Below are 10,189 nucleotides of genomic sequence, written 5' to 3'. Positions count from 1 at the left end.
CGCTGCATCACCAGCTCGCCGAAGCGGTCCATGCCGCGGCCGTTCGGGTAGTCCGCGGCGTGGGTGTTCCAGCCGCCCCCTTCCAGCGCCAGGCCCCGCGCAGCCCTCCACGGGGCGCGGGCCGCCGGGGGGGGGGGGGGGCGGCGGCGGCACTGCCGCCCAGGGCATCGAGATCGAGCCGGCGCATCGCCAGCCGGCCGCGAAGGCTCGGCCGGGACGCGACACCGATGGTCAGCTCACCCTGCCCTTCCAGCGGCTGCGAGGTGACATTCAGCGCAGCCAACCGCAGCGCGGGCGTGGCAAGCCCGGACAGCCGCGCCGAGGCGGTGAGGCCGGTGAGGCGCGGCAGCGTCACGCCGAAGGCCTGCCCAAGCCGCGCAAGATCGGGCGTCACGAGCCGCGCCTCGAAGGGCGTCGCGGCCAGCGACCGGTCCCGCCGGACATCTCCCGCCAAGGTCAGCCGCGACGGGCCGGAAGTGATGGTCGCCTCGACGGGCCAGGGCTCCTCCGCCGGCGCCTGCAACATCGTGCGCAGCGACGGCAGAGACAGGACCAGGCCAAGCTCGGCGCCGCCGCGGCGGCCCTGCGCCGAGACGGCGACGGCATCCTCGAAGGAGGCCGCGTGCAACTCCGCCCGTGTCAGGCGGAGACCGGCCAGTATGGGGCCGGCATCCGTCGCGCCGATCCGGATCTTGAGGTCCGACACGGTCGGGAAGGGGCTGCCGGGGCCAAGCCGCGCCGCGACCGCCACCGGCCCGGGCTCCAGCGGCAGGTCGCGCTGGGCGAAGCTGCGCGCCAGCCGCTGGATCGTCCCCGGCTCCGCCTGCGCGTCCAGCGCCAGCGACCAGGATGGCTGGTCGGTGCCGCGCGGCCAGGTGCCGCGCATGCCGAGCCGCAGCCCCTGCCCCGTCACCTTGGCGGAAAGCGGCACCGCGCCATCCGCCTCGGCGCCGAGGCTCGCCTCCAGCGAGAGCGGCTCGCCGTTCAGGCGGATGCGCCCGTTCAGCGACACGGGATTCTTCGGATCGTCGCGCGCGAGCGTGAGGCTGTCGATTTCGATCCGATCAAGCCGCGCACCGGGAAGGCGGATGCGGGAGGATGCGATCTCGAGCGCGGCGATGCGCAAGCCGGCCGCCGGGCCAGAGGACGGCGCCGCGGCGTCGTCGCGCCCGAAGCTCCAGTTGGCGCGTCCGTCCCCGTCGCGTTCCAGCAGGATATCGGCATCCGCCAGCAGGAGGCTGTGGATCTCCACCCGGCGGGAGAGCAGCGGCAGCAGGGAGAGCGTCACCTCCAGCCGGCCGATCCGTGCGAAATCGGGCTCGGAGCCGCCCGCGAGATTGGCGATGGTGGCATCCGACAGCGCGATGCGCGGCCGCAGGCCGGCCCGCAAGGAAACCTCGCCATGCGAGACCGCGCGCCCGATCGTGCGCTCCAGCGCCGCATCCACTTCCGAGGTGAGGGCGCCGCGCGAGATCGCGAGCTGCAACGCCGCGAGCATGGCGGCAGGGAGCAGCGTCAAGCCGAGCGCGACGAGCAGAAGAAGGCGCGCGAGGCGCCTCACCGCGCCGCCCCGCCTTGTCGCGGCGCGGCAACCGGCATCAGAGCGGGGGGGTCTTCGCCCATTCGAAGCCCGCCCGCGCCTGTTCGTAGCCATAGGCGTAGAGCGCGCGCATGTAGCCCGGATCGAAGGGCGTCTCGAGCGGCGTGGTGAAGCCGCGGCCGATATAGGCCAGGTTGTAGTCGACCTGGTCGCGCTGCGCGAGGAAGTAGAGGCGCACCGCATCGTTGAAGCCGCTCGCCGCGATCATGCTGGAGATGGCGCGCGCCGCGATGCTGACGCTGCGCCGGTCCACGGTGGCCCATTCCGAGTCCAGCCGGCCGTTGCGGATGATCCAGGCGCGAGCCGGCTGCACGCGCTGGCGCCGCGCAAGGGCCGCGCGGCGCGCGCTGGTCACGGCGCTCGGGTAGAGGAAGGCCTGTGCGAAGGTGCCGCCATCCACATGCATCTCCTGATGCGGCTCCCCGTCGATGGTCACGTCGAACATGACCGGCGGGAAGGCGCCGGGGATGGCGGCGGAGGCGAGCAGGATGCGACGGACCGTGTCGAGCGCACGCGGATGCCCGCTGGCGGCGATGGCGCCGATGTTCCAGACGACCGGGGTCTGGGCGTCGATGTCGGCCGTGCCGATCAGCAGCAGCCTGCCCTGCCCATACGCCTCGGCGATGGCAGCGAGCATGCGCTCGTTCAGGTAGTGGGAGATGGTCTCGAAGAGCGGCGCGGTGTCAGCCAGCGCATCGTCGAAGATCGCGGCCGTGATGCGGCGGCGGCGCAGCACGCGGTCCGGCGTGATCGCGGTGTAGACCTCGCGCAGCGGGCCGTCCCAGTCGGGCCCGAGATAGGCGAAGGGCGCGGTCAGCGCGCCGGTGGAGACGCCCGTGGCCAGGTCGAAGACCGGCCGCGTCCCATGCGCCGTCCAGCCGTTCAGCAGCCCGGCGCCGAAGGCGCCGTTCTCCCCGCCCCCGGAGACGGCGAGCAGGTTCAGCTGCGGCAGCAGCGCACCCTCGGGCAGGCCAAGCGCCCGGCGCCGGCGGGCGAGCGCGCCCACGACCTCCTGGTCGAGCGCCGCCTGGCCCTCTGGCGTGATGATCCGGTAGCGTTCATTGGCCAGCCCGAGGACGCTCGCCTCCCGCCAGCGGTCCGCCGGCACGGCGGTCAGTCGCGCCGGGATCGCGCAGCCGGGCAGGATGGCGGTGGTGCCCAGACCCAACGCGGCACCGAGCAGCCGACGCCGCGGCGTGCTGCGGACCGGAGCGTGGTGCTGCTCGCCCTTCACGGACCCTCGTCTTCGGAAGCTCGGCGACAATATGCGCGGGCGATCCGCCGCCGAGAACCGGCGGGAGACCGGGAGGGCGCTCGAGCGCGCATTTCTGGAACGTCCGGCACAGCGCCGGGCTCGGCGCGGAGCAGAGCGGCGCCCGCCGTCACACCGCCACCCGCCCGAACAGCGCCGTCAGCAGCGCGAACAGCGCGCCGCCGACCAGGAAGCCCACCAGCGTGCCGTTGATGCGCACGTACTGAAGATCCTTGCCGACGCGCAGCTCGATCTTCTCCGTCACCGTCGCGGTGTCCCAGTTGCGGACCACGCCGGCGATGAACTCCGCAAGCTGCGCGCGGGCATTGGGCAGCAGGGCCAGCAGCACGCGCTCCGCCGCGCGGTTCAGCCGCTCGCGCGCGGCCGGGTCTTCTGCGAGGACATTGCCCAGGTTTCCGAGCATCCCCTCCAGCACCTGCACCGTGCGACCGGAGGGGTTGGCGGCGTCGGCTTCCATCGCGGCGCGCAGCCGCGCCCAGATGTCGCCGAGCCAGGCGGCGACCGCAGGGTTCGCCAGCGCCTCCCGCACGGCGCGGCCGACCGCGGCGGCGCGCTCGGGATCCTGCTCCATGCGGGCGATCTCGGCGCGGACCCATTCCTCGAAGGCGCGTCGGAGATCGGAATCGCCCGGCTCGACACGATCGAGCTCGTGGTTCAGCGCGCCGAGCACGCGCCGCGCGATGGCCGCACCGGCGATCCAGCCGACCAGGCTGCCGCCCTCGGCGCGGACGCGGGCCTCGATCGCGGTCTTGAGCTGGTCCTCCTTGGCGGTGAGCACGGCCTTCAGCTGGCCGACGGCGAGGCCGAAGACCTCCTGGTGGCGGCCGCCCTCGATCAGCGCGGTCAGCGCGCGGGCGACCACCTTGGCCGAGCCCGGGCCGCCGGCCAGCCGCGGCACGAGGCGCGTCAGCAGGCGGCGCGCGCGGCCATCCTCCAGGCTCGCCAGCACCTTGGGCATGGCGCCGGCGAGCGCCACCGCGGCGGGCCGCACGGCCTCCGGGTCGGCCAGGAAGTCGCGGAGGATCTTGCCGAGGTCGAGGCGGGCGAGGACGCGGCGGACCTCGGCCTCGGTGAAGACGTGGTTGGCGACGAAGCGGCCGAGGCCGCCGCCGAGCCGCTCCTTCTGGTTGGGGATGATCGCGGTGTGGGGGATCGGCAGGCCGAGCGGGTGGCGGAACAGCGCCGTCACCGCGAACCAATCGGCGATGCCGCCGACCAGCCCGGCCTTGGCGGAGGCCTGGAGCATGTCCGTCCAGTAGCCGGGGGGCAGCCAGTAGGAGCCGACCAGCACCCCGCCCATGCCGGCCAGCAGCCCCGTCGCCACGGCGCGCTGCCGCGCGAGCGCCCGGCGCAGCGGCGCATCGGGGTCGGTGGAGGGGGGGAGAGGATCGGTCTCGCCGCGCATCGCCCATCGAGTTAGGCGGCGGCGAGGGCTTTGCCCAGCCGGCCCTTCCCTCGGCCCCTTCCCTCCCGCCTGGGCATCGGTCTATAGGGATGCAACGTTATACGGTCACCATGCGACGCTTCCTGCCTTCCGACCCGCTCGAGCTGTCCGCCGGCGCCGGCGCGCGCCTGGCGATGGCGGCTGGCGTGCTGGCGGTGCTGTGGGCGGCGGTGGCCTGGGCGATGCGCGCGTGACGCGGCCCGGCCCCGAGCTCCGCATCGAGCACCTGACGGCGACCTATCGCCGGCACCCGGCGGTGCATCACGTCTCGGCGCGCTTCGCGCCGGGCAGCCTGACCGCCATCGTCGGGCCGAACGGCGCCGGCAAGACCACCCTGCTGCGCACCATCGCCGGGCTGCACAAGGCCGATGAGGGGCGGATCAGCGCCGCCCATGCGGATGGGCGCCCGGCGCGGCTGGCGCTGCTGCCGCAGCAGGCGGGGATGGACCGGGCCTTCCCGATCCTCTGCCGCGACGTGGTCCTGCAGGGCATGTGGTCGCGGCTCGGCGCCTTCCGCGCGGCCTCGGCGGACGACAAGGCGCGGGCCGAGGCGGCGCTGGAGGCGGTGGGGCTCGGCGGCTTCGGCGGGCGGGCGGTGGGCGCGATGTCGGCGGGGCAGTTTCAGCGCCTGCTCTTCGCGCGGCTGCTGGTGCAGGATGCCGCGCTGATCCTGCTGGACGAGCCCTTCAACGCGGTGGATGCGCGCACCGCTGCCGACCTGCTGGCGATGGTGAAGCGCTGGCATGGCGAGGGGCGGACGGTGGTGGCCGTGCTGCACGACCTTGACCTGGTGCGGGAGGAATTCCCGGACTGCCTGCTGCTGGCGCGCGAGAAGGTCGCCTACGGGCCGACGGCCGAGGTGCTGAGCGCGGCCAACCGGCTGAAGGCGCGGATGATGGCCGAGGCCTGGGACGAGGCGGCGCCCGCCTGCACGGCGCGGGCGGCGTGAATTTCGCGTTGCGGGCTGTCGAGGCCCGCGGGTTGCCGATGCGACAATACCCCCACCCCGACCCTCCCCCGCTTCGCGGGAGAGGGAGGCTGTGGCGCGATCTCACTCCCTCTCCCGCTTGCGGGGGAGGGTTGGGGTGGGGGCCGCGCGCACCTTCCCATGATTGACGCCCTGCTCGGCCCCTTCCTCGAATTCGGCTTCATGCGCCGTGCCCTGGTCGGGTGCCTGGCGCTGGCCGTCGCGGCGCCGCCGCTCGGGGTGTTCCTCATGCTGCGGCGGACCAGCCTGACGGCGGAGGTGCTGGCGCATGGCGTGACGCCCGGGATCGCGGCGGGCTTCCTCATCGCGGGGCTTTCGGTGCCGGCGATGTCGCTCGGCGGGCTGGTCGCGGGGCTGATCGTGGCGCTCGGCGCCGGGGCGCTCTCCCGCGCGACCGGCGGGCGGGAGGATGCCTCGCTGACCGCGCTCTACCTGATCGCGCTGGCGCTCGGCGTGACCATGGTCTCGCTGCGCGGCGACACCGGGGATCTCACGCATCTGCTGTTCGGCCAGGTGCTGGGCGTGGACGATGCGGCGCTGCTGCTGATGGCGGGGGTGGCCACGATCACCCTGCCGGCGCTGGCGCTGGCCTGGCGGCCGCTGGCGCTCGAGACCTTCGACCCGGCCTTCGCCCAGGCCGAGGGCGCGCGCGGCGGGCTGTGGCACATGCTGTTCCTGGCGCTGGTCGTGCTGAACGTGCTGGCGGCCTTCCAGGCGATGGGCACGCTGATGGCCGTCGGGCTCATGATGTTGCCCGCCGTCGCGGCGCGGCACTGGTCGCGGGAGCTGTCCGGCCTCGCCTATGCCGCGGTCGGGATCGCCGCGCTCTCGGCCTTCGCGGGGCTGCTGCTGTCCTATCATCTCGACCTGCCTTCCGGCCCGGCCATCGTGCTGACGGCGGGGCTGCTCTGGGCGGTGTCGGTGGCGGCGGGGCCGGTGGACGGGCTGCTGGCGCGGCTGCTCCGCCGGCCGCATCTGGCCGGGTGAGGGCGCGCTACTTCGCGCCCTTGCCCTGCAGCCTGTCGAGCAGGCCGAGGACGATGACGCCGGCCAGGAAGGATCCGTGCAGGAACAGCGCCCAGAAGACGCTGCGGTCGTCGTACTGGTCGAGCTCCATGAAGATCTGGAGGATGTGGATGGAGGAGATCGCGACCAGCGCGGTCGCCAGCTTCACCTTCAGGTTGCCCGGATCGATCGTCGCGACCCAGGACGCCTTGCGCGCCGTCTCGTCGGTGGTCAGGCGGGAGACCAGGCTGTCGTAGGAGGAGATCGCGACCATCACGACCAGCGAGGCGACGAGCGCCGAATCCAGCAGGTGCAGCAGCTCGATCAGGTGCTTCGTGTCCTCCGTGGTCAGCACGCCGACGGCGAACTTCCAGAGCTTGTAGAGGAAGCGCACGGCATAGACCGCCAGCGCGGCGGCGAGGCCGAGGAAGAACACCGCCAGCAGCCAGCGGCTGGCGAGGATGGTCTTGTCGATCAGGGTCGGCATGTCAGTCTCCCGGTGGGCACACTTACCCGCAGCCCGCAACCGGAGGGAAGCATGACGATCCGCCGAATCGCCGAGGAGGCGCGCCTGTCGGGCGCCGTGGTGGGGGGCGGCCTGGTCTGGCTCGCCGGCCAGGTCGCCGACGACGCGACCGCGGATGCGGAGGGCCAGACCGCCGACATCCTGCGCCAGATCGACGCGCTGCTGGCCGAGGCGGGCACGGACAAGCGCGCGCTGCTGAGCGTGACGGTGGTGCTGGCCGATATCCGCGACGCGCCGGCGATGAACCGCGCCTGGGACGCCTGGCTCGATCCCGGCCACAAGCCCGCGCGCATGACGATCGAGGCGGCGCTGGTGGACCCGGCCTGGAAGGTGGAGATCACCGGCGTGGCGCTGGCGCCGCGATGACGCCCCCCGCGGCCCGGCGCTCCGCCTGGCTCAGGGCGATGGGGTTCACGCTGGCGCTCTCCTTCGTCGTGGCCTGGGGGGTGGGCGACGAGGGGCGGATGTTCCCCTTCGCGGTGATCGGCGCGGCCGCGCTCGGGCTCGGCGTGCTCTACGGGCTGTTCCCGCGCGGGCTGCACTTCGCCTTCGGCATGGCGGCGGGGCTCGCGATCTATGCGAGCCTGTTCGTCGTGCTCGGCCACGCGCAGTTCCCGCTGGCGCCGCCCTGGTCGCGCGCGCTCGGCTTCCTGCTGCCGATGCTGGGCTTCGTGGCGATGGCGCTGTGGCATCGCCGCGCGCTGGCATCGGTGGCGGAACGGCAGGCGACGCATGAGCTGGACCACCTGCCGCATGCCTCGCGCTGGCTGCTCTCCTCGGCGCTGCTGGCGCTGGTCTGCTTCGCGCTGCCGATCAACCGCCTGTCGCCCCCGGCGCAGGGGCTGGCGCTGCTGGCGGCGATGAGCGGCGTCGCGATCATCGCCGCGGTCGCGGTGCGCGACGTGATGCGGCTGATGGTGGATGTCTCGCTGATCGTGCAGGAGATCGCCGCCCGCGCGCGCTTCCTGGTGGTGCCGGCGGTCGCCTTCCTGCTGATGTATGCGCTGCTGGTGGTCGGCTTCGCCTCGGCCTACCGGATCGCGGACGAGCTGTCGGTGCGGCCGCTGTTCAACGGGCCGAACGGGCCGATCCGCATCAGCTACGCGGATTCGCTGCATTTCTCGGTCGCGACGCTGTCCACCGTCGGCTATGGCGACATCCAGCCGCATGACGACGGCATCCGCGTGCTGGCCAGCATGGAAGTGGTGGCAGGCCAGCTGCTGCTGCTGTTCGGCGTGGCGGAGATCCTGCGCGCGCGCCGCAGCCGGTCCGATCGAGGCCAGCGTCTCGACCGCGAGGACGGTCCGGGGCATGCTCCGCCCGGCGAATGAGCGACCATCCGGCCGCCGCCGGCCGGTCGCGCTTCCGCCGCAATCGGCGCCGAGATTGAGGCCGGGCTGGACGACGCGATGCATATCCTGATCACCGGCGGCCTGGGCTTCATCGGCTCGGCCGTCGTCCGACACCTGATCCGCACCACCGACCATGTCGTGGTCAATGTGGACAAGGAGACCTACGCCGCCAGCCATGAGGCGCTGGAGGAAGCGCGCGGGCACCGGCGGCACGTGCATCTCGGCGCCGACATCTGCGACGCCGAGGCGATGCGCGCGGCCTTCGCCGAATGGCGCCCGCAGGTGGTGATGCACCTGGCGGCGGAGAGCCATGTGGACCGCTCGATCGACGGCCCCGCCGAGTTCATCCGCACCAATGTCGTCGGCACCCAGGTGCTGCTGGAGGCCGCGCGCGCGCACTGGTCCGCGCTCGCCGGCCCAACGAAAGACGAATTCCGGTTCCATCATGTCTCGACGGATGAGGTGTTCGGCGCGCTGGAGCATGGCGACCCGCCCTTCGACGAGACGACGCCCTATGACCCGCGCAGCCCCTATTCCGCGTCGAAGGCGGCGTCGGACCACCTGGTGCGGGCCTGGCACCACACCTACGGGCTGCCGAGCTTCGTGACGAACACCACGAACAACTACGGCCCCTGGCAATTCCCCGAGAAGCTCATCCCGCTGGTTGCGCTGAACGCGCTGGAGGGCAACGCGCTGCCGGTCTATGGCGACGGCTCCAACGTGCGCGACTGGATCTTCGTGGACGACCATGCGGAGGCGCTCTGCGCCGCGGCGCTCGGCGCCGCGCAGCCGGGCGGGACCTATTGCATCGGGCCGCGGCAGGAACGCACGAACCTGCAGGTGGTGAAGGCGATCTGCGCGGCGCTGGACCGGCTGCGGCCCGATCCCGCCGGCCCGCGCGAGCGGCTGATCACCTTCGTGAAGGACCGCCCCGGCCACGATTTCCGCTACGCGATGGATCCCTCCCGCGCCGAGGCGGCGCTGGGCTGGCGCGCGCGGCATGATTTCGAGGCGGGGCTCGAGAAGACGCTGCGCTGGTACCTGGATCACGAGGCGTGGTGGAAGCCGATCCGCGCCCGGCGCTATGCCGGCCAGCGGCTGGGGAAGGCTTAGGCGATGTCGGGCGAAAGCTGGCGCGGCAAGCGCGTGCTGGTGACGGGCGGCGCCGGGTTCCTCGGCAGCGGCATCTGCCATGCGCTGGCGGCGCAGGGTGCGCGCGTCGTGGCGCTGGACGCGATGGTGGCCGATGGCGGCGCCAGCCCGCTGAACCTGGAAGGCAGCAACGTGATGCTGGTGCGCGGCGACATCCGCGATGCCGAGTTGCATTCGCTCTGCCAGGGCATCGACGTGCTGTTCAACATGGCGGCGCAGACCAGCCACATGGGCGGACAGCGCGACCCCGTATCCGACATCGCGATCAACGCCGTCGCGCAGGTGCGGCTGATCGGGGTGCTGCGGGAGGCGGCGCCGCAGGCGGTGGTGGTGCATGCCTCGACGCGCCAGTTCTACGGCCGGCCGCAATACCTGCCGGTGGACGAGAAGCACACGGTCAATCCGCCCGATGCGAATGGCGTGTCCAAATGGGCCGGCGAGCAGTACTGGCTGCTGGAGAACCGCGTGCATCACCGCCCGGTGGTCTCGCTGCGCCTGACCAATTGCTACGGCCCGCGGCTGCGCATCAAGGACGCCCGCCAGACCTTTTTGGGCATCTGGATCCGCCGCGTGCTGGAAGGCGAGCCCTTCGAGGTGTGGGGCGGCGAGCAGCTGCGCGACCTGGCCTATCTGGACGACGTGGTGGACGCCTTCCTGCGCGCCGCGCAGCATGCGCATGAGCCGCAGGTGGGCGGGCGCGCCTTCAACCTCGGCGGCTCGCCGCCGCTGTCGCTGAAGGATCTGGCGGAGCGGCTGATCGCGGCGAATGGCGGCGTCGGGCGCTACGAGGTCAAGGAATTCCCGGCCGACCGGGCGCCCATCGACATCGGCAGCTTCGCCGCCGACGAC

11 protein-coding genes are annotated in these 10,189 nt (G+C 72.8%); 7 read left to right on the top strand and 4 right to left on the bottom strand.

The window, feature by feature from the left end; translation table 11 throughout:
* Positions 1–7: 7 nt before the first annotated feature.
* The 3 genes from AC1MIR_RS26095 to AC1MIR_RS26085 all read right to left on the bottom strand — a co-directional run bounded on the left by AC1MIR_RS26095 (position 8) and on the right by AC1MIR_RS26085 (position 4,278).
* Entirely contained in the window at positions 8–1,561 is a 1,554-nt protein-coding gene (locus tag AC1MIR_RS26095; RefSeq protein WP_480031097.1) for an AsmA family protein, read from the bottom strand.
* A 37-nt stretch (positions 1,562–1,598) separates the two neighbouring features.
* Positions 1,599–2,834, bottom strand: a complete 1,236-nt coding sequence (locus tag AC1MIR_RS26090) for a patatin-like phospholipase family protein (protein ID WP_480031096.1) — start codon at positions 2,832–2,834, stop codon at positions 1,599–1,601.
* Positions 2,835–2,982: 148 nt separating this feature from the next.
* Positions 2,983–4,278, bottom strand: a complete 1,296-nt coding sequence (locus AC1MIR_RS26085) for a DUF445 domain-containing protein (protein WP_480031095.1) — start codon at positions 4,276–4,278, stop codon at positions 2,983–2,985.
* Between the two features lie 89 nt (positions 4,279–4,367).
* Here AC1MIR_RS26085 and AC1MIR_RS26080 point away from each other — a divergent pair, with 89 nt between their 5' ends.
* The 3 genes from AC1MIR_RS26080 (at position 4,368) to AC1MIR_RS26070 (ending at position 6,292) form a co-directional block, all read left to right on the top strand.
* The gene (locus tag AC1MIR_RS26080) at positions 4,368–4,511 is read left to right on the top strand and encodes a hypothetical protein (RefSeq protein WP_480031094.1); all 144 of its coding nucleotides are present in this window, start codon (positions 4,368–4,370) and stop codon (positions 4,509–4,511) included.
* Entirely contained in the window at positions 4,508–5,266 is a 759-nt protein-coding gene (locus AC1MIR_RS26075) for a metal ABC transporter ATP-binding protein (protein WP_480031093.1), read from the top strand. Before AC1MIR_RS26080 ends, AC1MIR_RS26075 begins: the two co-directional genes overlap by 4 nt.
* Positions 5,267–5,425: 159 nt before the next feature.
* Complete coding sequence (locus AC1MIR_RS26070) at positions 5,426–6,292, top strand: metal ABC transporter permease (RefSeq protein WP_480031092.1); 867 nt, start codon at positions 5,426–5,428, stop codon at positions 6,290–6,292.
* Positions 6,293–6,299: 7 nt separating this feature from the next.
* On the opposite strand, the gene AC1MIR_RS26065 is transcribed toward AC1MIR_RS26070, so the two are convergent.
* Positions 6,300–6,797 (bottom strand): YqhA family protein, encoded by a 498-nt coding sequence (locus AC1MIR_RS26065; RefSeq protein WP_480031091.1) that lies wholly within the window; start codon positions 6,795–6,797, stop codon positions 6,300–6,302.
* A 51-nt stretch (positions 6,798–6,848) separates the two neighbouring features.
* Between AC1MIR_RS26065 and AC1MIR_RS26060 the strand changes: the two genes are divergently transcribed.
* From AC1MIR_RS26060 to AC1MIR_RS26045, 4 genes are all read left to right on the top strand, one after another.
* Positions 6,849–7,202 carry a RidA family protein gene (locus AC1MIR_RS26060; RefSeq protein ID WP_480031090.1) on the top strand — a complete coding sequence of 118 codons (354 nt, stop codon included), beginning with the start codon at positions 6,849–6,851 and terminating at the stop codon, positions 7,200–7,202.
* Complete coding sequence (locus AC1MIR_RS26055) at positions 7,199–8,167, top strand: potassium channel family protein (RefSeq protein WP_480031089.1); 969 nt, start codon at positions 7,199–7,201, stop codon at positions 8,165–8,167. Before AC1MIR_RS26060 ends, AC1MIR_RS26055 begins: the two co-directional genes overlap by 4 nt.
* Positions 8,168–8,245: 78 nt before the next feature.
* Positions 8,246–9,301, top strand: coding sequence for a dTDP-glucose 4,6-dehydratase (rfbB, locus tag AC1MIR_RS26050; protein WP_480031088.1), 1,056 nt, complete (start codon positions 8,246–8,248; stop codon positions 9,299–9,301).
* Between the two features lie 3 nt (positions 9,302–9,304).
* Positions 9,305–10,189, top strand: an 885-nt coding sequence (locus AC1MIR_RS26045) for an NAD-dependent epimerase/dehydratase family protein (protein WP_480031087.1), incomplete at its 3' end; no start/stop codon positions are given.

It is taken from the genome of Falsiroseomonas sp. RANM36 (assembly GCF_056682175.1).
This window is presented reverse-complemented; position numbering and strand designations above follow the sequence as displayed.

Coding starts and splice junctions, on each gene's coding strand:
- AC1MIR_RS26085 (WP_480031095.1), bottom strand. CDS start 4,278: ATGCGCGGCGAGACCGATCCTCTCCCCCCCTCCACCGACCCCGATGCG.
- AC1MIR_RS26065 (WP_480031091.1), bottom strand. CDS start 6,797: ATGCCGACCCTGATCGACAAGACCATCCTCGCCAGCCGCTGGCTGCTG.
- AC1MIR_RS26060 (WP_480031090.1), top strand. CDS start 6,849: ATGACGATCCGCCGAATCGCCGAGGAGGCGCGCCTGTCGGGCGCCGTG.
- rfbB (WP_480031088.1), top strand. CDS start 8,246: ATGCATATCCTGATCACCGGCGGCCTGGGCTTCATCGGCTCGGCCGTC.
- AC1MIR_RS26070 (WP_480031092.1), top strand. CDS start 5,426: ATGATTGACGCCCTGCTCGGCCCCTTCCTCGAATTCGGCTTCATGCGC.
- AC1MIR_RS26055 (WP_480031089.1), top strand. CDS start 7,199: ATGACGCCCCCCGCGGCCCGGCGCTCCGCCTGGCTCAGGGCGATGGGG.
- AC1MIR_RS26080 (WP_480031094.1), top strand. CDS start 4,368: ATGCAACGTTATACGGTCACCATGCGACGCTTCCTGCCTTCCGACCCG.